The sequence below is a fragment of the Desulfococcus sp. genome, assembly GCF_041737845.1.
Taxonomy (GTDB): domain Bacteria; phylum Desulfobacterota; class Desulfobacteria; order Desulfobacterales; family Desulfococcaceae; genus Desulfococcus.
The window spans coordinates 1-19473 of record NZ_JBGSQX010000150.1 but is presented as its reverse complement, the minus strand read 5'-3'; the positions used below and the strand labels follow the sequence as shown (position 1 = coordinate 19473).

At 60.3% G+C, this 19473-nt stretch carries 19 protein-coding genes and 1 pseudogene; 4 read left to right on the top strand and 16 right to left on the bottom strand.

Annotated elements, in window-relative coordinates; all coding sequences use genetic code 11:
• The 3 genes and pseudogenes from ACEW8N_RS18685 to ACEW8N_RS18675 all read left to right on the top strand — a co-directional run.
• Positions 1 to 250: pseudogene (locus ACEW8N_RS18685) on the top strand (NAD(P)/FAD-dependent oxidoreductase); the annotation flags it as partial.
• Positions 243 to 1208 carry a radical SAM protein gene (locus tag ACEW8N_RS18680; RefSeq protein ID WP_373501378.1) on the top strand — a complete coding sequence of 322 codons (966 nt, stop codon included), beginning with the start codon at positions 243 to 245 and terminating at the stop codon, positions 1206 to 1208. The pseudogene ACEW8N_RS18685 and the gene ACEW8N_RS18680, both read left to right, overlap by 8 nt.
• A 16-nt stretch (positions 1209 to 1224) precedes the next feature.
• The gene (locus ACEW8N_RS18675) at positions 1225 to 2298 is read left to right on the top strand and encodes a radical SAM protein (RefSeq protein WP_373501377.1); all 1074 of its coding nucleotides are present in this window, start codon (positions 1225 to 1227) and stop codon (positions 2296 to 2298) included.
• Here ACEW8N_RS18675 and ACEW8N_RS18670 read toward each other — a convergent pair.
• From ACEW8N_RS18670 to hcp, 15 genes are all read right to left on the bottom strand, one after another.
• Positions 2289 to 2567, bottom strand: coding sequence for a BrnA antitoxin family protein (locus ACEW8N_RS18670; RefSeq protein ID WP_373501376.1), 279 nt, complete (start codon positions 2565 to 2567; stop codon positions 2289 to 2291). The two genes, ACEW8N_RS18675 and ACEW8N_RS18670, sit on opposite strands and share 10 nt — an antisense overlap.
• A 228-nt stretch (positions 2568 to 2795) precedes the next feature.
• Positions 2796 to 3374, bottom strand: a complete 579-nt coding sequence (locus ACEW8N_RS18665; RefSeq protein ID WP_373501375.1) for a zeta toxin family protein — start codon at positions 3372 to 3374, stop codon at positions 2796 to 2798.
• Entirely contained in the window at positions 3374 to 3781 is a 408-nt protein-coding gene (locus tag ACEW8N_RS18660) for a hypothetical protein (protein WP_373501374.1), read from the bottom strand. Before ACEW8N_RS18660 ends, ACEW8N_RS18665 begins: the two co-directional genes overlap by 1 nt.
• Positions 3782 to 4028: 247 nt before the next feature.
• Complete coding sequence (locus ACEW8N_RS18655; RefSeq protein ID WP_373501373.1) at positions 4029 to 4415, bottom strand: type II toxin-antitoxin system VapC family toxin; 387 nt, start codon at positions 4413 to 4415, stop codon at positions 4029 to 4031.
• Positions 4399 to 4659 (bottom strand): type II toxin-antitoxin system Phd/YefM family antitoxin, encoded by a 261-nt coding sequence (locus ACEW8N_RS18650; RefSeq protein ID WP_373501372.1) that lies wholly within the window; start codon positions 4657 to 4659, stop codon positions 4399 to 4401. Before ACEW8N_RS18650 ends, ACEW8N_RS18655 begins: the two co-directional genes overlap by 17 nt.
• 52 nt (positions 4660 to 4711) lie before the next feature.
• Positions 4712 to 7399, bottom strand: a complete 2688-nt coding sequence (locus tag ACEW8N_RS18645; protein WP_373501371.1) for a PEP/pyruvate-binding domain-containing protein — start codon at positions 7397 to 7399, stop codon at positions 4712 to 4714.
• Positions 7400 to 7491: 92 nt separating this feature from the next.
• Positions 7492 to 8178 carry a hypothetical protein gene (locus tag ACEW8N_RS18640; protein WP_373501370.1) on the bottom strand — a complete coding sequence of 229 codons (687 nt, stop codon included), beginning with the start codon at positions 8176 to 8178 and terminating at the stop codon, positions 7492 to 7494.
• Positions 8175 to 9461: a sulfite exporter TauE/SafE family protein gene (locus ACEW8N_RS18635; RefSeq protein WP_373501369.1), complete on the bottom strand. Its 1287-nt coding sequence runs from the start codon at positions 9459 to 9461 to the stop codon at positions 8175 to 8177. The genes ACEW8N_RS18640 and ACEW8N_RS18635 overlap by 4 nt, the downstream gene beginning before the upstream one ends.
• 94 nt (positions 9462 to 9555) lie before the next feature.
• Positions 9556 to 9945, bottom strand: a complete 390-nt coding sequence (locus ACEW8N_RS18630) for a response regulator (RefSeq protein WP_373501368.1) — start codon at positions 9943 to 9945, stop codon at positions 9556 to 9558.
• On the bottom strand, positions 9938 to 10357 hold the full coding sequence (locus ACEW8N_RS18625; protein WP_373501367.1) for a response regulator: 420 nt from the start codon (positions 10355 to 10357) through the stop codon (positions 9938 to 9940). Before ACEW8N_RS18625 ends, ACEW8N_RS18630 begins: the two co-directional genes overlap by 8 nt.
• 14 nt (positions 10358 to 10371) lie before the next feature.
• A complete protein-coding gene (locus tag ACEW8N_RS18620; RefSeq protein ID WP_373501366.1) occupies positions 10372 to 10818 on the bottom strand; it encodes a response regulator in 447 nt (148 codons plus the stop codon).
• A 31-nt stretch (positions 10819 to 10849) separates the two neighbouring features.
• Entirely contained in the window at positions 10850 to 12622 is a 1773-nt protein-coding gene (locus ACEW8N_RS18615; RefSeq protein ID WP_373501365.1) for an ATP-binding protein, read from the bottom strand.
• 252 nt (positions 12623 to 12874) lie between these two features.
• A complete protein-coding gene (locus ACEW8N_RS18610; protein WP_373501364.1) occupies positions 12875 to 14239 on the bottom strand; it encodes a sigma-54-dependent transcriptional regulator in 1365 nt (454 codons plus the stop codon).
• Positions 14236 to 15354, bottom strand: a complete 1119-nt coding sequence (locus ACEW8N_RS18605) for a sensor histidine kinase (RefSeq protein ID WP_373501363.1) — start codon at positions 15352 to 15354, stop codon at positions 14236 to 14238. The genes ACEW8N_RS18610 and ACEW8N_RS18605 overlap by 4 nt, the downstream gene beginning before the upstream one ends.
• Before the next feature lie 198 nt (positions 15355 to 15552).
• Positions 15553 to 17181, bottom strand: a complete 1629-nt coding sequence (gene hcp, locus ACEW8N_RS18600; RefSeq protein WP_373501362.1) for a hydroxylamine reductase — start codon at positions 17179 to 17181, stop codon at positions 15553 to 15555.
• A 387-nt stretch (positions 17182 to 17568) separates the two neighbouring features.
• On the opposite strand from hcp, the gene ACEW8N_RS18595 reads away from it, so the two are divergent.
• The gene (locus ACEW8N_RS18595) at positions 17569 to 18258 is read left to right on the top strand and encodes a Crp/Fnr family transcriptional regulator (RefSeq protein ID WP_373501361.1); all 690 of its coding nucleotides are present in this window, start codon (positions 17569 to 17571) and stop codon (positions 18256 to 18258) included.
• Between the two features lie 76 nt (positions 18259 to 18334).
• On the opposite strand, the gene ACEW8N_RS18590 is transcribed toward ACEW8N_RS18595, so the two are convergent.
• A complete protein-coding gene (locus tag ACEW8N_RS18590) occupies positions 18335 to 18997 on the bottom strand; it encodes an NAD(P)/FAD-dependent oxidoreductase (RefSeq protein ID WP_373501360.1) in 663 nt (220 codons plus the stop codon).
• Between the last annotated feature and the right edge of the window lie 476 nt (positions 18998 to 19473).

The following is a 19473-nucleotide window of genomic DNA, read 5'->3' as shown; positions in this document are numbered from 1 at the left end:
CCACCCCGTCACCGGCGCCGGGATCGCCGCCGCGGTCGTCTGCGGCGGGATGGCGGGCAAATGGGCCGCCCGGGCCGTCGAAAAGGATGATGCCGGGGTGCTCACCCGCTATGATGAAGCTTGGCAGGATTTCTACGGGGGCGCCCTCGACCGGGCCTACCGGCGCCGCCGGGCCATGGAATCCGGCTGGGGGGATTTTTCACGCACGGTCCGGTTGTGCTGGATCGCCTTTCGGGACTATTATGCATAGGGCCGAATCTATTGCCGAGCGATTGCGGGCGGCCCGGGAGCTTTCCTGGCGGCATCTGGGCAAGACCATCGAATTTTACCTGCCGGGCATGTTCATTCAGGACGGCGTCCGGGGAAGATACCCGGTGCTGTCGATCACCGGCGGCGAATGCGCCCTGGGGTGCGATCATTGCCGGGGCGCGCTTCTGGGCCAGATGGTTCACGTCAGCTCCCCCGATCAGCTCGTGGCCCGTTGCCGCCGGCTGGCGGCCGGGGGCTGCCTGGGCGTGCTGATCAGCGGCGGATGCGATACCGGGGGGCGGCTGCCGTGGCATCGCTTTATTCCTGCGATCCGGGAGGTCAAGGCCGAAACGGGTCTGTTCATCTCCGTTCACAGCGGCCTGGTCGATGACCGGGACGCCCTGGGGCTGAAACAGGCCGGCGTGGACCAGGCCCTGATCGATGTCATCGGTGACGATGAAACCCTCCGGACCGTCTGTCATCTGCCCTTCGGCGTGGACCGCATTGACTCGGCCCTGGCGGCCCTGCAGCGGGCCGGGATTCCCGTGGTGCCCCACATCGTCTGCGGCATTCATTACGGCCGGATGCGCGGGGAAAAAGAAGCGGTCGCCATGATTTCCCGGTTTCCGGTGCAGCAGGTGGTCATCGTCTCCCTGATGCCCATTCCGGGGACACCGATGGAAAAGGCCGTCCCTCCGGCGCCGGAGGCCGTGGCGGACATCATCGCCGAGGTGCGTTTTGCCATGCCCCGGACCCCCGTCAGCCTGGGCTGCGCCCGAAAGCGGGGAAACCGGCGCCTGGAGCTTTTGGCCATCGACGCCGGGGTCAACCGCATGGCCCTGCCTTCCGAGGAGGCCGCGGCCCGCGCGGCGTCCCACGGGTTGGCGATCCACTGCCGCAACACCTGCTGCAGCGTTGGCCGGGACCTGACCGATCGGCCCGTGAAGACGCAGCCATGAAAAAGGAAACCCCCTGATGGATCCGGAACACATAGACATTGCCGAAAGCCCCGATGTTCTGCGCATGAGTCTGGCTGCGGCCATGACCCTGGGGTTCAAGCCGGGGATCTTTTACAGAAACGCCAGGCTGTACTGCATCAACCTCCTGCTGACCTACAGGAACGGCTGCGCGGCACGCTGCGCGTACTGCGGACTGTCCAACAGGCGCCCGGGGAGGTATCACGAGAAGAGTTTTATCCGGGTGACCTGGCCGGCCCACCCGACGGACGAGATCATCGAACGGATCGCCTCCCGGCAGGACCGCGTCAAGAGGATCTGCATCTCCCAGATCACCCACAGGCGGGCCGTCGGCGCTACCCTGGCCGTCTGCCGGCGGCTGCGGTCCGGCTTCGATATCCCCGTCTCCCTGCTGATTTCTCCGACCATCACCACGCGGGATGACCTGATGGATTTCAAATCCGCCGGGGCCGATAAGATCGGGGTGGCCATCGACCTGGCCACGCCGGCCCTGTTCGATCAATACCGCGGCGGCGGGGTCGGGGGGCCCCATTCCTGGGACACCTACGTGAACCGCCTGGCCGAAGCCATAGGCATTTTCGGGGCGGGCAATGCCGGCGCCCATTTTGTCGCGGGAATGGGGGAGACCGAAAAGCAGATGGCGGACATCATTCAGGAGATCCGGGACATGGGGGGCTGGACCCACCTGTTTTCCTTTTATCCCGAGCCCGGCTCGCAACTGGCGGATCATCCCATGCCGGCCATGGACCACTACCGGAGGATTCAGTTGGCCCGGTATCTCATCGACGGGAATCTGAGCAGGGCCGGGCGATTCAGCTATGACGGGGACGGGAAGATAGCAGGCTTCGGCGTTTCCGACGCCAGGCTCGATGCGGTGATTTCGTCCGGCGAACCCTTCAGAACCAGCGGATGCGAAGGCTACGACGGCCAGGTTGCCTGCAACCGGCCGTTTGCCAACTCCCGGCCCGGCCCGGATATCCGCAATTATCCGTTCAGACCAACGAAAGCCGATATCGAGCGGATCCGGGCGCAGATGAACCGGAGCTTCTCCGCTGAGGCCGGTCAGCAGTGATGGGATGTCATCTCTTCCTTGATGCGTTCGGCGAGGAATATTTTCAGGAGGGACTGATAAGGCACATCCTTCTTGTTTGCCAGAATTTTCAGGTCTTCTATCATGGATTCGGGAAGCCTGACGGAAATGGTTTTTGTCGATGGTTTCAGGTTGGGAAAGGATAACCGCTTCGCATCTGACCAGTCGATATGATCCGCGGCATCATGATCAGACCAGAAATCCCTTTCCTGATCCTCATTCTCGAATTCCGCTATCTTTTTTTTCATCATAAATCTTCCTTCTTAAGGTCAGACAGGCGCGGGATACTCAGAACAAATCCCAATAGGGGGCTTCTGAAAAGTGGAAACCATAGAGGATTGTGAAGATATCCGGGTCCTGCTGGAAGTCCGCAAGCGAAACGCACTAAATGCCAAGAAAAAAGGAACGGATTGATCTGGCTCCCGCTTTCGCAGGATTTATCTGACTTCAACTCACCATACAGCGGTTTTTCTTTAGCGTTAGACGGGAAGCAGGTCCCTTGCCCACTCAGGCAGGGGATCTGTTTTGGCTTTATAGTTTCCCGCCTTCATTACAATGACTTGTTGAAACGGGTCGTCCCTTGAGGAATTGTCCAGGATTCGCGCTTCATCGACAATGGACAACGCTGTTTTGATATGTTTCATGGTCCGCGGTAGCCGGGAGTGAATCTTTTCCGTTGGGACGCTGTGCCCGCCCTCCGAGACGCGCTGCTTGACCCTGGCTTCATTCAGGCCTGAATTAACCAAGTGAATGTAGACGAGGATGATGTTATACCCGCCGGCCTTGGCCCGAGCAACAAGGTCGATCTTTGATGCATGGGAAAAAACCGTTTCAAAACAGAAGGAAACGCCTTGCGAGAGCAGGTCATCCCGGATTTTGGCGGCCACGGCCGCGGCGGGATAGCCCATGTCTTCCGGATTCTCCGGACCCATATCTCTTGCGATCACATCTGCATTCACAAACGGCATGCCGTACCTGGAAAGATACAGGTTGTAGAATGTCGTCTTGCCTGCACCATTTCCGCCGGCCAGCACCCATAGCTGCCTTGGATTGGCCATCAGAGCGCCCTGAATTCACCGTTTTTGAAATAGCCGGCCTCTCTTTTTTTTGTGGCGGCATTCACCCGGTCAAGACAGCCAGGATGTTCAGTGCTTGCCTCATAGTATATCTCGGCAGACGTCACGTTTTCAGACAGAAGCCCCTTTGCCCTATCATTTTCGAGGTCATTGAATACAACGTCTGAATTTACGGGAATCGATTGGGCAGGGGGGGTAATCTCCAGTTTTATTCTTTTGATGCCTTGAGACACGGTAAAAGCATCCGCAATGTCCAACTGAGATGACACCGCTTTGCCGATCTTTGCCCAGTACTCCAACTGCTTGGCCTTTGATCGATTCTGAATTCTGGCCTCACGCTCCGCCTGGAGCGCCAGGTCTTTGTCAATTCTGAAAGATACGGTGGCCATTATTACCTCCTGGTATCGTTCTATGGATATCCGTTGCAGTTAGCGTCGTATTGATGCATTCTGCCACAAAAAAATAGTGTCGGATTCCATTGGTGTCAATGAAATTTGATGGATTCGCAAAAAGTCGATTTTCAAATACAACGGCCCAACCAGGTCGAAGCCATCACGGCCAATGTTGGAAAGCGCCCCCCGGGTTCCGCGACCCCGAATAAACTCATGGGGGGATGTGTCAGGACGGTGGCGCCGGTCACCAAATCGTCTGGATGCCATACTCCGGAAAGATGCCGTCCTTCGTCAGGACGATCATCTTCTCTTTTTCGGCCTCGGCGATGATGATACGGTCAAAGGGATCTCTGTGGATCAAGGGCAGGGATGCTGCAGCGATGGCCGTGGAAAAGCCGATGGAGATTGGAATGACGTTCAGTTGTTTCATGGCCTCGGGTATGAACCGCTGGGGCGCGTCGGGCAGTTCCACGCGACCGAGATGCTGCAACAGCGCCACCTCCCAGCCACTTGCCGCGCTCATGTGGAGGCGGCTGCTTTTTCGGCGAACGATCTCCCTGACCTTTGGAGATAGTCGATCCGGGGCAGCCGCCATCCAGAGAAATACATGGGTATCAAGAAGATACCGCATCGGCGTCTTCCCCCAGCCAGAAGTCGCTGATAACAGCTTCGGGCAGCGGCGCCAAAATGTCCCCCGTGAATTTGATCTTGTCCGCGTAAAAGCCCAATGGCCTGTCGCCTTCCGGGTTTTCAACGGGGACCAGCTTCACCAGGGGTTTTCCCGACTTTGTAATGATAACCTCCTCACCCGCCAGAACGGCCGGGATGAGCTTGGAGAGCCGGGTTTTGGCCTCGTGGATGCCGATTTTCATCATGCCGCTCCTTTTTGTTAGCTTAGTTCTAAACTAAGCTATTTCAGATGTTCTGTCAACCCGGTTCGGCCGGCTTTGCCTGCCCCCCAACCTTCCCCGACAGAATGGCGACAATGTCCTTGCGGATCTTTTGGTCGTAGTGGTCGACCCGCGTGGGGTTGGTCATGATCATGTCGAGCTGCCGGGTGTGGAGGTTGAGGTAGCCCAAAACCTTCAGATAGGCCTCCATGTGGGCCTGAAGATGGCCTTCCATGCGGGCGGTCATGTGGTCGTTCCGGATGCGGACGGCAAAGCCGTTGTCCTCCAGGATATCGCCGATGAAGGTGATGCGCCGTTGCCGCCGCCGCTCGTCCGCGGCCCCGCCCTTGAACTGGAAGCTTATATAGTTTTCCCGCACCCGTTCCCCCACGAGGGCCTCCAGGATGGCGAAATGGTATCCCAGACGGGAGTTGAGGCTGCAGTAGTTCCGGGAGATCATGAAATAATTGTGCTGGGCGTACTGAGACCGGACCCCGGTGGCCAGGGCCGGGTTGGCGGTCGACTGAAACATCACGGACATGAACCCGCCGCCGTCGATGGCCGGTGGGCCTTCCCACGGGATGGCCGTGAACCCTTCCCAGAAGGCCAGCATGGGGATGGAGACGATGTTCTCGATCGGCACGACCTTGCCTTCGCAGGGGCCCGCGAACCCGTCCTCCAGGTCGAGGACCCACCACTGCATGGGGACCTTGTTGTGAACGAGTTGCTTGGCGGCCCGCTCCGGAAAGGCATGGTTCTTGCCGAAATTGAACATCTCGTGGACCGACTTTTCATGGATGAAGCGGGTGATGTCGTGGAGCGTCGTGCAGTTTTCCGGCCTGAAACCGGACGCGTCCGGGTCGAGGAGGTTGAGGGGGATGATCAGCCTCCCGGCGCGCTTGAGGGTCTGGTGGATGGGGCTGCCGATCATGAGGTTGGGGCGTGCCCTTCTCCCGGAAATGGCTTTGTCCTTGACCCCGCGGTAGATTTTGAGGCGGTCTGCGTTCACGGTGACGCGTTGACCGGTTTTCAGGCGGGTGACGGCGCCCGCCACGCCGAAAATGGCCGGGATGCCGAATTCGCGGCAGACGCTGGCCAAGTGCCCGGCGACGCCCCCCTGCTCCGAGACCACGGCCGCGGCCCGGTTGAGGAGGGCGGCCCACCGCGGCAGGGCCTGGTGGACCACCAGGACGGCGCCCTTGGGGAACCGGAGGGTGTCGGCCTGTTTGGCCGCCACGTAGACTTCCCCCCAGGCCGCGCCGGGGCTGGCGGTGATCCCGCCCGCGACGATGACATCCGCGTCGTCTTCCCCGGTGTCGGGGAAATCCGAAGAATCCTGTTGAGCGGATTCCTCGGTGATGGCACGGGGAAGGGGACGGCACTGGAGCAGGACGATGCTCCCCGTCCGGTCGATCACCCACTCGATATCCTGGGGAAGACCGTAGTGGGATTCGAGGGCAGCCGCAATCCCGGCGATGGCCGTCTGATGGGGTTCTTCAATGGCGGGCGATTCCGCCGTCCGCTCATCCACCTGGATGCGGTCCACCCCCTCGTCGACATTCGGGGAATATCGGGTTGTTTTTGCGGCGATCTCCCTGCGGACGACCCGGGGCGGATCGGTTTTGGAGACCACGAACAGGTCGCAGGGGGTCGAACCGTCCACGACCGCCTTGGGCAGACCGTGGACGGCATTGATGTGGACGGTATCGTCTGCGGCGTCCACGGGGTTCCGGGAATAGGCGACGCCTCCGGCCGCGGCGTCGACCATGACCAGGCAGCCCACGGCCATGGGGATGTCCTCGTCGCGAAACCCCCGGTTCATCCGGTAGATGACGGCCTGGGGGGTATACTTGCTGGCCACCACCGTCTTGTAGGCATAGTGTGCGTGCTCCGGATCGACGTTGAGTTCCGAATGATACTGTCCGGCAAAGGAGCTGTGGATCGCATCCTCCCCCACGGCGCTGCTTCGGAAGGCAAGGGGAAGGGTGCCCCCGCCGCGTTGGGCGAGCCGGTCGCACGCGGAGGTGATGGCCTCCGCAAGTTCCCCGGGCAGGGGGGTGCGCAGGATGAGCTGCTGAATCTCGGAGCAGAGGGCGTGGAGATTCTCCACATCCTTGAGGTCCGCCGTCTGAAACCGCCGGTTGATTTCGGTCTGAATCCCTGTCTCCGAAAAGAAGCGGTCGAAGGCGTACGTGGTGACGACGAAGCCTTCGGGAACGGAAAAGCCCAGGCGGTTCCGGATGTCGCACAGGCCCGCCATCTTGCTGCCCACGAGCGGCGCCATATCCTCACCGACCGCGTCGAAATCGACCACCAGCAGATGTTCGGTATCCGGCCGCCGGACGGCGAGGATGCCTTCGATGCTCTCCCGGATGTCCATGTAGCGCGGCGAAAGCCCCGCATACCTCCCCGGCGCCAGGCGGTCCATCTGCTGGATCATCCGGTGGACATTGATCGTCACCTCCGTGCACTTGCCCCGGACAAAGGCCATGTCGAAAGAGGCATGGCCCTGGAGCGCCTGCTCAATCTCGCTCATGATCTCGAGGGCGTGGTTGTTGGCCCCCAGCAGCATCTTGAAGCTGTGATAGCGCTCTTTGAAGGCCGACCGGAGGGTCTCGACGTCCTCGGCCGCAACGCCCTCAGCCTTGCCCGGAAAAAGGGCGCTGAGATACCGGTGCCGGAAAATGCGATGCCTGAAGATACGGTTGAGGATGGATTCTGTCATGGGCTCGTATTGCGCCCTCTTCCGGGGTGCGGAAGAGGGCGCTGTTTTGGGGTGGTCATCATGTCGCGGTGTTGAACGCAACGCCTGCGTCGTCAGTGCTCCAGCCGCAGCCCCCATCCTTCGAACATGAACATGATGGCAAACCCGAACCAGAGGGTGTAGATCACGTAGAACACCAGGGAAAAGATCACGATCCCCGCCTTGTTGCCGATCTTTTCAGGCACGATTTCGTAGTAGTTATAGGCGCATTCGATGGCCCGCTGGTTGACGTTGCCGATGAACTTGGCTTCATCGTACTTCTCCTGCTGCTTGAGTTCGAAGTCCATCTTGCCCAGGGCCGTCCACCAGTTGAACAGGACCTGCCGTTCCCCGTATCCGTATTTTGTCCGGACCTCCTCCCCCTTGTTGTGGAACATGAGGTCGGCATCCGCAAGGACGTTGTCCAGGATGGCGGCCAGGTCGCCCGCCACCGTGATCCGGGCGTCGTTCCGGGTCACCATGGCCCCCGCCTTTTCAAAAAGGAGCGAGGTTTCCTCGGCCTGGCGGGCATTGGCGAGGTCGATTGTCACCTCGATCGTTTTGCCTGCGAGGGTGCCGGTATCTTTTTGGAGCCCGGGAATGTAGTAGGCTGACCCCTTGGAGATGGAGTTGTAAAGGTTGTCCATGTAGTTCAGCGCAGTCCCCTCCTTGAACATGGGAATGAACATGGCGAACAGGACGACGAAAAATGCGATAAGCAGTCCGAGTCCTCTGAAGAACTCTGATTTGCGTGCAATCATGATGCGGCCCTTTCTCCTTTGAGGACGCTGATGTTGGTAAGGAAGGTTCCGATCACCCAGACCCCGAACCCGGTGATGACGATAAAGAAGGCCCACACGCCGATCTTGTCGAGGATGGCGGTGGTTCCCTTGGAGAGGTCCATGACCTCCAAGGCGGTCAGTTTGCCGGGCAGGGCGAAGATCCGGTTGACGAAGCCGGCCAGCACCGCCATGGCATAGAACCCGCGGATGGTGATGCCGCTGACCACCTTGGTCACCAGCGCCCCGATCTGGATGCCGATGAGGGAGCCCAGGAGCATGCCCATGGCCATGGTGTAGAAGATGAAGCCGTAGATGGCGTACTGGGTGATCCCGGCATAGCCCGCCGTAAAGACGATCTGGAGGATGTCGGTGCCCACGGTGGTCATGGAGGAGACACCCAGCATGTAGACGAAGATCGGGAAGGTCAGGAACCCGCCGCCGACGCCCATGATGGCCGCGGCAAACCCTACGAGGGCCCCGCTCAGGATGAGGAATACGCAGGAGATGCTCCGGCCGCCGGGGACGAGGCCCTGGTCGAAGGTGATCATCGGGGGGATCTTGATGGCCTGGAGCTTCTTGGGGAGGTTCCCCAGGTCTGCGCCCTCGCTCTTGCCGCCGTGGGCCCCTCCCGTGTCGCCGCGCTTTCTGGCCTGGAGGAAGTCGAGCAGGGCGTAGCATCCGAGCAGGCCCAGCATGAGGGAATAGATCGTCGTGATGAAGGCGTCGCTCAGGATCGGGTTGATCTCGTAAAGAACCCGGTTGATGATGCCGCCGCAGGTGGCCCCGATGATGGCGCCGATGAGGAAGATGACCGCCAGCGGCACCGAAACGTTCCCCAGCTTGCGGTGGATGACGCTCCCCATGATGGCCTTGGCGAAGATGTGAAACAGGTCGGTGCCCACGGCGAGGATGCCCTTGATGCCCGCGCTCATGAGGGCCGGGGCGATGATGAAGCCGCCGCCCGCGCCGATGCAGCCGGTGATGAGGCCGGCGCCCAGGCCGATGAGGATGGACGCGCCAAAGATGAACGGGCTGTAAAACGCCGGGCTGTAGGCTTTCTTCCCGCCCAGGAAGTGCGGCATGACGTCCCCGACCTGGTCTGCGAAGGCGATGCCGCCCAGGATGACGGGAATGAGCAGCAATCCCAGGACCATCAGTCTTTTTCTGTCTTTGAGGATGGTGTTGGATATCTCCATTTCCCAATTGGCGTGGGCTCTGGCGCCCATCATCATGAATCTGCCCCACTCTTTAAAGAATTTCATTGTGTTACCCTTCCTCCTGGATCTTTGGGTTGTTGATTGATGAAAGACGACCGCCGTCTTTCAGGTTTTTGTACCCATCACACTGTCGTGCTCGCTATGGTTTGTCTTCCCTGATCTGTTTCTCCCGGTATACGTCCTGGAGCTTGTAGACCAGTTCATCAAAGTTCATGGGTTTCATGAGATAATCGAAGGCCCCCAGCTCCATCCCCGCGACGGCCGCCTCGATATTGGCATGGCCGGTCAGCATCACCACACCGATGGTCGGGTCGATCCGTTTGATCTCAGAGAGCGTTTCGATGCCGCTCATGCCGGGCATCTGGACATCCAGGACCACCAGGTCGACATGATTCTGCCCGATATAGTCAATGGCGTCTTTGCCGTTGGTGGCGGTGTGGACGTCATAATTGCGCTTTTTCAGGCGCTTGACCATGGGGGCGAGGAACTCCACCTCGTCATCCACTAAAAGCAGGTTGATCTTATCCATCTGAGCTCTCCTTTCCGCCGGCGGAGGGATTCTGGCCCGCGGCCTCCTGAATCTTGACGAGGAGTTCCTCCAGTTCATAGGGTTTCGGAAGGCATTCCACCGCGCCGCATTCGAGCCCCATCTGGGCTTCTTCCACCGAGCCGTGGCCCGTGATCATGATCACCGGCAGCTCCGGCCGCAACTCTTTCGCCACTTTCATCACCTCGATACCGTCCATGAATTCCATCTTGAGATCCAGCAGCATCACGTCGAAATCCTTGTTCAGGAAGGCATGGACGGCATCGGAACCGCTGAAGATCTGGGTGACGCGGATCCCCCTTTTTTCGAGCCGTTTAGCGAGGACCCGCACGAAATCGGCCTCATCGTCAACCAGGAGCAATTCAATGGGTTTTGGGTGCGTGCTGTTCGACATGATCCTCCCCTGCTTCAGGCCCGGTTGCGCATGAATTCTTTCATGCGCGCCTCGATGACCTTGCTTTCATGTGCCCGCTTCTTGTTTGCGGCCTGGTTGACCTTTTCGACGAGATCCGACATTTCACAGGGCTTCAGCAGATAGTCGAAAGCCCCTTTCTTCATTCCTTCGATGGCGGAGGAGACGGTGGCGTGGCCGGTGAGCATGATGACCTCCTTCAGGGGAAATTTCCGCTTGATCTCCGAAAGGGTCTCGATGCCGTCCATGCCCGGCATTTTGACGTCCAGGACCACCACCTCCGTAGCGTCGTCGCTCTCCTCCAGCTTCTGGATCGCCTCCAGGCCGGAGTAGGCCGTCTGTACGTTGAAATTGCGTTTTTTCAGTCGCTTGGTGATGGTATCCACAAAGGAAACCTCGTCGTCCACCAGAAGCAGGTTGATGTCGGATAGCAATGGGTTCATTTTGTTTCTCCTTGGGTTGCGTCCGTCGGGGCTATGGACTTCCGATCGGGGACTGATGGGTTTCGGTTAAAGCGGTTTCTGCAGCCGGCGGCGAATCGGGCGCGGCTTCCGGCAGCATATCCTGATGGGGTATGAAGACCCTGAAATTCGTGCCGATGCCCATGGAGCTGGCAACGGTGATCTTTCCGCCCATGTTGTTCAATATGCCGTAACAGATGGACAATCCCAGCCCCGTTCCCTTGCCGACCGGCTTGGTGGTGTAAAACGGATCGAATATTCTCATCAGGTTGGCCCGGGGGATGCCCGGCCCGTTGTCTTTGACCTCGATCACGGCCATGTTCTCCTCGCAGCCGGTCATGATCACGATCTTGCCGCCGGTGGGCCTCAGGGCGTCGAGGGCGTTGTTGATGAGATTGAACAGGACCTGCTGAAGCTCCGTCTGGGAGGCATGGACATAGGGCAGGTCCTCGGCGTATTTGGTCACGATGCGAACGTTGCTGTACTTGGCCTGATGGGAAAAAAGTCCGACCACCTCCTCGACCATGTCGTTGATCTTGATGAGCTGCCGTTCCGACTCGGAGCGCCGCGCGAAGCTGAGGAGTTTGTGGGTGATGTCGCGGCATCGGATCCCCTGCTTCTTGATCTGTCCCAGGGAGGTCCGGAATTCATCGAGATTCTCGCTCTCATGGAACTCCGCTTCGTCGAGAAGATCACTGATCCAGCCGGCCTCCTCGACCATGATGGCTACGGGGTTGTTAATCTCGTGGGCGATGCCCGCGGCCATCTCCCCCAGGGACGCCAGGCGGTTGCTCTCGATCACCTGCTGGTTCATCATTTCCTTTTCCCCGTCCGCGGCCTTGATCCGTCCGATCATGCGCCGGGAGACGATCACCGCCATGGTGACGATGGCGACGGCGCCAGCGATGAATACCGCCAGGGCGATCCACCAGGTGCGATAGATCTCCGCAAAGGCGTCATTCATCCGCTGCCTGTAGATGAGCGCCCAATTGCCGTTGTTGAGTAGTCCTGTGGCGTAAAGCTTCTCCGCCCGGGTTTTATCTCCTTCGAGGACGTTGATCTGAACATCGCCCTTGGTCTTGAGGGCCTGCTCCATGAGGTTCCTGAGGAGTTCATCGTCTTTTGAGATGTCGAGGGAGGTTTCCGTCTGGAGTTCGGCTTTCCGGTTGACGATGAAGGCGGAACCGGTTTCACCCATGCGGATCTCCTGAACCACGCGGTTGAAGTATTGAAAGTCGACCGTGGCCCGCAGGATATACGGGTTTCCGTTCCACTCGCCCCGGGAGGCGACGATGAAATGGGGCGTGCCCCTCAGCCCCGAGAAAACGTCGCTGATATAGGCGTGTTCCTTTATGGCGCTCCTGAACCAGTCCGCTCCGGCGTAGCTGGCCTTCTCGAGGCGGTAGGGGCCGACGTAGGCCACCTGGCGGCCCTCGTGATCCACAACGCCCAGATCCTGGAAGACCTGGCCGTGTTCTTTCCTGATGATATCGAAGGTTTTTCTCAGGAACGCTTCATCGCTCAGTTCACGGAAGGTATAGCTGTCGGTGAGGAAGAGGATGTCGTTTTGCCGCTCTTTGAGAAAGGTGTCGATCTGCAGCCGGTGCTGGTTGACCAGGGACTCGATGTGGGCCGCCACCTTCTCGGTGTAGGATGTCTGGAAATGATAGAGGATGATGCCGCTCACGAAGATCAGCGGCATGAACGAGACGACGACCACGGTGATCAGCATGTTCCGGCGCAGGGTATGGTAATAGGTTTTGTCTTCCGTGATGTTCGGTTCCATATGCTTTCCGCGAGTCATGGTTGGGTTTCTCTGGCATTGCCCCTGGGGGCGGATCCATCCAGATGCCCATCAAGATAGCAATTACCGGGCCAGGGATGTCGAGACCCGGTCATAAAAATACTTTAATAAATGAATTCAATGGGTAATAAAAGCGGCGCCATGGGAAAACCCTTCAATGGGGTGGCGCGATCAGACAGGTGGGCGGCGGCGGGGCGGGGTAAAACTCCCCGGTGGAGAAATTTTTCCCGGTGATTATTCCCCCGATCGCCCCTTCTTGTCGGATGTCTGGGTCAGTTTCTGGCGGAGGGTCTTCCGGTCGATCCCCAGGATCTCTGCGGCGCGGGTCTTGTTGCCCTCGACCTCGGCCAGGACGTGCGCGATGTGCTCCGCCTCGACCTCGGCCAGGGAGCGGGCGGTCCAGGTCTTTGAGGGGACATGTCCGCGCATGTCCCGGGGGAGGTCGACCACGTCGATCAGGTCCTCGTCGACCACGACCATGATCCGCTGGACCATGTTCTCCAGTTCCCGGACGTTTCCGGGCCAGCGGTAATGGAGGATGGCGTGGAGGGCGTTGTCCGAGAAACGGGGCGCGGGGCGGTGCATCTCCTTTGAAAATTTATTGAGGAAATAGTTCATGAGGATCATGACGTCGTTTTCCCGGTCCCGCAGCGGCGGCACGGGGATGTCGATGACGTTGAGGCGGTAGAAGAGATCCTCCCTGAAGAGGCCCTTGGCCACGAGGGCCTGCAGGTTCTTGTGGGTGGCGGCAATGACCCGGGTGTCCACCTTGCGGACGCGGCTCGACCCGACGAGAAGGATTTCCTTGTTCTGAAGCACGCGAAGCAGCTTTCCCTGGAGATTGGGGCTGGCGTCGCCGATCTCGTCGAGGAAGAGGGTGCCGCCGTCGGCGATCTGGAAAAAGCCGGTCCGGTTCTCCTTGGCGCCGGTGAAGGCGCCCTTGACATGGCCGAACAGCTCGCTTTCGATGAGCGTGTCGGGGATGGCGGTGCAGTTGACGGACACGAAGGGCGCCGAGGCCCGGTCCCCGCCATAGTGGATGGCTCGGGCGACGAGTTCCTTCCCCGTGCCGCTCTCCCCCGAGATCAGGACGTTCACCAGGATGGGGGCCGCCTTGTCGATGAGGGAATAGACCGTCCGCATGGCGGTGGATTCGCCGATGATGCCGTAGGATTCCGACGGGGGGGCGTCCATTCTCGCGCTTCTTCTCAGGAGAATCTTCTCCCGGACCCGCTCGATGGCGGCAAGCAGCTCGTCCCCGGTGAAGGGCTTGGTGAGGTAGTCCTCCGCGCCGTCCTTGACCGACTGGATGGCGTTGTCGATGCAGGGGAAGGCGGTCATGATGATGACCTCCGTTTCAGCGGCATTCTCGCGAATGTAGCGCACCATGTCGAGGCCAGTCAGCCGGGGCATTTTCATGTCGGTGATGACGAGGTCCACGGGATTGAACTCCAAGATCCCGATGGCCTCGGCCACTCCGGGGGCGACGCTCGTGATAAAGCCGGCGGCGCAGAGCTGGCGCCGGAGGATCTCCAGGGTTTCGGGGATGTCGTCGACGATCAGGATGCGTATTTTTTCAGGCGTCTGTTTGGACGTCATGTCAATCCTCGCTTTTCTTGGGGGGGGAATGTGATCAAAAAGGTGCTGCCCGAGCCTTTCCGGCTGGATACCCGGATGTCCGCACTGTGGGCCTCGACAATGCCCTGGACGACGGATAGCCCCAGGCCGGTGCCCTGGTCGATCTCCTTGGTGGTGAAAAAGGGGATGAAGATATGGTCCAGGGTTGCCGGATCCATGCCGGTTCCCGTGTCCTCGACCGCGAGGGTGATCCGGCCCTCCTCCCGGCGGGTCCGGATGGTGAGGGTGCCCCCGTCCGGCATGGCCTGGACGGCGTTCATGATCAGGTTCATCAGCACCTGGCGCAGTTGAAAGGGGTCCGCCGGGAAGATGCCCAGCGTTTCGTCCATATCCTGGACGATCTCGACATGATGCTTTTCGCACAGGTGCTTCATGAAATGGACGTTCTCCCTGACCAGAAGGTTCAGGTCGACCTCGCGCTCCTGGGGCGGGACCTGGCGGCTGTAAAGCATCAGCTTCCGGACGACCTCCCGGGCATGGAGGGCCGCCTGGATGATCCTTTCGATATCCCGGGCCGCCTGCTCCGGAAGCCCCTCCGCGCCGGCGGCCAGTTGGGCGAAGCCCAGGATGCTGTTGAGCGGATTGTTGATCTCGTGGGCGAACCCCGCCGCGACCTGCCCGATTTTCGCGAGTCGGTCGGCATGGCGGACCTGGGCCTCCAGCTCGGTTTTCCGGATTTCGGCCTCCTCCTTTTCGAGCATGAGGGAGAGCTGATGGGCGACGGTCCGGATCAATCGCCGCTCCTCCCCCACGGCCGGCCGGTCATGACCCTGCCCGGATTCGGGTTGTCCGGCGATCTTGATCAGCCCCCGGTGCCGGCCCTGAATGCAGATCCGTTCAAAAAGGATTTGGGCGGCGTTCTCCTCGGAGTATCCGGGGCTGTAAAACACCTGCTGGTCGAGGCGGATGCAGGCTGCGGCGGACGGGTCGCCGCAGGACTTGGGAAGCAGGTTGGCGATGGCCTGGGCCCGTTCGGCGAAAGACACCTCCGAATTCCGGATGATCTGGGCCATGCAATAGAGGAAGGTTTCGACCTTCTTATCGGGGGCAGTGCGCTTTTTTTTTTGTCGGGGCATGGGGCGATCCTTTTGTCGGAACGGCCGTCGAGGGACCCTGCCCTCCATCCGCCGCTCGCCCCGCACCTTAGTCACCCCGGCGCGCCCCGTCAACCCAAAAGGGAAGGGAATGCGGGAAAGGCATCGGGCGTCAGCAAAAAACGGCGGCGGATTTCTCCGCCGCCGTGGTTACCGACGTGATGCCGGATTCGCCCCGGATTACCCGAGGATGGCTTTGAGGTCACCGTCCGGTGTTCCGATGGGCATGATGTTGAAGTTTTCCACCAGGACGTTGAGCACGTTGGGCGTGATGAAGGCCGGCAGGCTCGGCCCGAGGCGGATGTCCTTGATGCCCAGATGGAGGAGGCTCAGGAGAATGACGCAGGCCTTCTGCTCGTACCAGGAGAGGATCATGGACAGGGGCAGGTCGTTGACCCCGCATCCGAAGGCATCGGCCAGGGCCATGGCGATGCGGACGGCCGAGTAGGCGTCGTTGCACTGGCCCACGTCAAGGAGGCGCGGGATGCCCCCGATGTCCCCCAGTTCCTTGTCGAAGAAGCGGAACTTGCCGCAGGCCAGGGTCAGGACCACGCAGTCCTTGGGCACCTTTTCCACGAACTCGGTGTAGTAGTTGCGGCCCGGCTTGGCGCCGTCGCACCCGCCCACCAGGAAGAAGTGGCGGATGGCCTTGCTCTTGACCGCTTCGATCACCACGGGGGCGACCCCCAGGACCGCGTTGCGGGCGAATCCCACCATGACCGACTTGCCCTCCGTGTCGGCGGTGAACCCTTCCATCGCCATGGCTTTTTGGATCACCGGCGTGAAATCGTCGTTGGGCACGTGGGTGACGCCCGGCCAGCCCACCAGGCCGGTGGTGAAGATCCGGTTGTTATAGGTTTCCTTGGGCTTCTGGATGCAGTTGGTGGTCATGAGGATGGCGCCGGGGAAGGCGTCGAACTCACGGGCCTGGTTCTGCCAGGCGGTGCCGTAGTGGCCGTGGAAATGGGAGTGCTTCTTCAACTCCGGATAGCCGTGGCAGGGCAGCATCTCGCCGTGGGTGTAGATGTTGATGCCTTTTCCCGCGGTCTGCTTGAGCAGGGTGTCCAGGTCTTTGAGGTCGTGGCCCGAGACCAGGATGGCCTTGCCCTTTTTGGCGCCCAGGGGGACCCTGGTGGGGACGGGGTGACCGTAGGTCCCGGTGTTGCCCGCGTCGAGAAGCTCCATGGCCCGGATATTGACCTCGCCGCATTTGAGGGCCAGACCGACATATTCGTTCAGGCCCAGGCCCTTGTTCAGGGTGGCGGCCATGGCCTCGTGGATGAAGGCGAAGACCGCCTCATCCTGCTGCCCCAGGATGGCGGCATGGTCGGCGTAGGCCGCAAGGCCCTTGAGGCCGTAAATGAGCAGCTCCCTCAGGGAGAGCAGGTCGGGGTTCATGTCGGGGTCGGACTTGATCCCCACCGTTTCGCCCTGGGCCGTCATCCCGGCCGCGGTGTCCGCAGGCGTGAAACCGGCTGCGGGGTCGGCGAACGTCGTGCTGCCGCCGGCTGCCGCCACCTTCTTTTTGAGAATTTCCCGATGGTCCACGCAGGCCCGGATCAGTGCAACGAAGCGGGCGTCGTCGAAATCGACGTTGGTGAGGGTGGAAAAGACGGCCTCGCAGGTGAAGCGGTTGACCGCGTCATCGGAGACGCCGTGCTTCCGCCCTTCGACCGCCACGAGGGAGAGCCCCTTGACCGCGTAAATCAACAGATCCTGAAGGGCCGCCGTTTCGGGCTGTTTTCCACAGACGCCGATCTTGGTGCAGCCTTCGCCCTTTGCCGTTTGTTCGCATTGAAAACAAAACATGATGTTGCCTCCTTGTTGGGGTTATATCTTGATGAAATCGTGATGCGTTCCGGTTGATGTTGAAGCGGAATCTACCCCATCCGTCCGCAGCCCGCATTGACTTAGGTCAAGAAAAGACGTTTCCGTAAAAAAACCGATATCTGCGTTACGCGTATCCCTCGTCACTGCGGCGTACTCTAAGCACGCCGCATTCCTCGGGACTGGCAAGTCTTGATCTCGGTCTTTTTGCGGAACGGTCTGAAAATCGGCTTTTTAAAAGGCCACCCAGGAAAAGAGACGCGATGAAAAAACGCGGAAACGGATTCCCGGGTTTCAATTTCGGGCGATATCCGATATAAGGGTTCGGCGCCGATTCAGCCGGACCATATCCTTTGAGAAGGGGGAGAAGTGGATACAATCATCACGGTCATCAGGAGCGTACCGATCTTCAGCGGACTCGACGGCGATGAGATGGAGGCCCTTCTGCGGATCGCCGTGGATCGCAGGTACAGCCGGGGCGAGCTTATCTTTTCAGACGGGGACCATGCCGACGGGTTCTATGTCGTGGCTGAAGGGAAGGTCAAGATCTTCAAGATGTCCTTCGACGGCAAGGAGCAGATCCTCCACATTTTCGGTCCCGGCGAACCCGTTGGCGAGGTTCCGGTCTTCAGCGGGAAATCCTTTCCCGCCAATGCCCAGGCCATCACGGCCTGCCGGCTCATTTTTTTCCCCCGGAAGGCGATCGTCGCCCTGGTCACCGAGAAACCCTCCCTCGCCCTCAACATGCTGGCCGTGCTTTCCATGCGGCTCCGGCAGTTCACCGTCCAGATCGAGAACCTGTCCCTCAAGGAGGTCCCCGAGCGCCTGGCCGCCTATCTGATGTATCTCGCCCGGGAGCAGGATGCCGTCGAGAGCGTGCAGCTCGACATCTCCAAGGGGCACTTGGCGAGCCTCCTCGGCACGATCCCCGAGACGCTTTCCCGGATCTTCGCCAAAATGAGCGGGGACGGGCTGATCGAGGTCAACGGCCGGGAGATCCGCCTCATGGACCGGGAAGGACTCGCGGATCTTGCAGGTCTGGACGTGGAAGAGATTTAATCGGCCCTCGACGCCGCCGGCGCGGCAGGGCAGGGCGCCGGCGACAGGAGGGACAAGGAAGCCCTCACCAACGGGGCTATGAGGCGATGCCCAGGGCGGATTTGAACGCATCCTCGCCGATGCGGCTCATGAAGCGGGCGGTCCGCTCCCGCTTCTTCCCGTTTTCCTTGTAGTATTCGAGAGCGCGCCGGATGAGGTCGATGGCCGCATCCTTGTCGAGGTTTTCCGCGAGAAGGTCCCCGACCCTCGCCTTGCTCCCCGAGTTGCCGCCGAAGATGACATGCCATCCCTTTTTGGTGCCGATGAGGCCCACGTCGCGGACATAGCTCTCGCCGCAGCAGAACGGGCACCCGGAGACACCGAACTTGACCTTGGCCGGCAGGTCGATGCCCACGTACATCTTCTCCAGTTCCAGGGCCATTCCCAGGGAATCCTGGACGCCGAACTTGCACACCGCCGTTCCCGGGCAGGCCTGGGCATAGTGGACGCACAGCTCCGTGGCCCGGCCGATGTCCGTCCCGAGGTCCTTCCAGATGCCCTCGATGACGTCGGCTTTCATCCCGACCAGGGCCATGCGCTGGCCTGACGTGATCTTCACGATGGGGATGTTGTATTTTCGGACGACCCGGGTGATGGCTTCCAGGGTCTCCAGGTTCAAGAGGCCCACGGGGGTTCTCGGGACGATGGCGTAGGTCTCTCCGTCCCGCTGCAGGATGGCACCTTTGGGGGTGTCGGTCATGATGCGTTTGCTCCTTTCGGTATCCAATTGGATTTCTTTAGAGAATTGAAAATACGGATGTGCTGCCGCGGCGAAGTTCCGGGGCGCCGCGGCGATCCTTGAAAAACCTATCATTGGATAGGCATGGATCGGGCCATGTCAAGGGGATGCCTCTCGGATGGCGGCGTGAAGCGCGGCCGGCGCCGGATTTGGCGGACAGCGTCCGAAAGCGGGTCGTAGGCCTTAAAAAAGCGTTGAAAATCAAGGGAAAGGAATATAAAACCGGAAGGGCTTCAAGGAGAACGTCCCGGGCAAGCCGGGGCGGGACAGGCACCGGGCGAAAGGACGCGGCATTGTGCGGATGAAAAGAGCAGCAGGATATGAAACCGGTTGAGACGGGGGCGCCCTCGGCGCGCGTGCCCATTGCCATCGACGTGCCGGGATACCTTGCGGGACACGCCGCGAGGGGCAGGCCGGCGCTTCCGGAGACCGAGGCC

Coding starts and splice junctions, on each gene's coding strand:
- ACEW8N_RS18680 (WP_373501378.1), top strand. CDS start 243: ATGCATAGGGCCGAATCTATTGCCGAGCGATTGCGGGCGGCCCGGGAG.
- ACEW8N_RS18675 (WP_373501377.1), top strand. CDS start 1,225: ATGGATCCGGAACACATAGACATTGCCGAAAGCCCCGATGTTCTGCGC.
- ACEW8N_RS18670 (WP_373501376.1), bottom strand. CDS start 2,567: ATGATGAAAAAAAAGATAGCGGAATTCGAGAATGAGGATCAGGAAAGG.
- ACEW8N_RS18665 (WP_373501375.1), bottom strand. CDS start 3,374: ATGGCCAATCCAAGGCAGCTATGGGTGCTGGCCGGCGGAAATGGTGCA.
- ACEW8N_RS18660 (WP_373501374.1), bottom strand. CDS start 3,781: ATGGCCACCGTATCTTTCAGAATTGACAAAGACCTGGCGCTCCAGGCG.
- ACEW8N_RS18655 (WP_373501373.1), bottom strand. CDS start 4,415: ATGCGGTATCTTCTTGATACCCATGTATTTCTCTGGATGGCGGCTGCC.
- ACEW8N_RS18650 (WP_373501372.1), bottom strand. CDS start 4,659: ATGATGAAAATCGGCATCCACGAGGCCAAAACCCGGCTCTCCAAGCTC.
- ACEW8N_RS18645 (WP_373501371.1), bottom strand. CDS start 7,399: ATGACAGAATCCATCCTCAACCGTATCTTCAGGCATCGCATTTTCCGG.
- ACEW8N_RS18640 (WP_373501370.1), bottom strand. CDS start 8,178: ATGATTGCACGCAAATCAGAGTTCTTCAGAGGACTCGGACTGCTTATC.
- ACEW8N_RS18635 (WP_373501369.1), bottom strand. CDS start 9,461: ATGAAATTCTTTAAAGAGTGGGGCAGATTCATGATGATGGGCGCCAGA.
- ACEW8N_RS18630 (WP_373501368.1), bottom strand. CDS start 9,945: ATGGATAAGATCAACCTGCTTTTAGTGGATGACGAGGTGGAGTTCCTC.
- ACEW8N_RS18625 (WP_373501367.1), bottom strand. CDS start 10,357: ATGTCGAACAGCACGCACCCAAAACCCATTGAATTGCTCCTGGTTGAC.
- ACEW8N_RS18620 (WP_373501366.1), bottom strand. CDS start 10,818: ATGAACCCATTGCTATCCGACATCAACCTGCTTCTGGTGGACGACGAG.
- ACEW8N_RS18615 (WP_373501365.1), bottom strand. CDS start 12,622: ATGGAACCGAACATCACGGAAGACAAAACCTATTACCATACCCTGCGC.
- ACEW8N_RS18610 (WP_373501364.1), bottom strand. CDS start 14,239: ATGACGTCCAAACAGACGCCTGAAAAAATACGCATCCTGATCGTCGAC.
- ACEW8N_RS18605 (WP_373501363.1), bottom strand. CDS start 15,354: ATGCCCCGACAAAAAAAAAAGCGCACTGCCCCCGATAAGAAGGTCGAA.
- hcp (WP_373501362.1), bottom strand. CDS start 17,181: ATGTTTTGTTTTCAATGCGAACAAACGGCAAAGGGCGAAGGCTGCACC.
- ACEW8N_RS18590 (WP_373501360.1), bottom strand. CDS start 18,997: ATGACCGACACCCCCAAAGGTGCCATCCTGCAGCGGGACGGAGAGACC.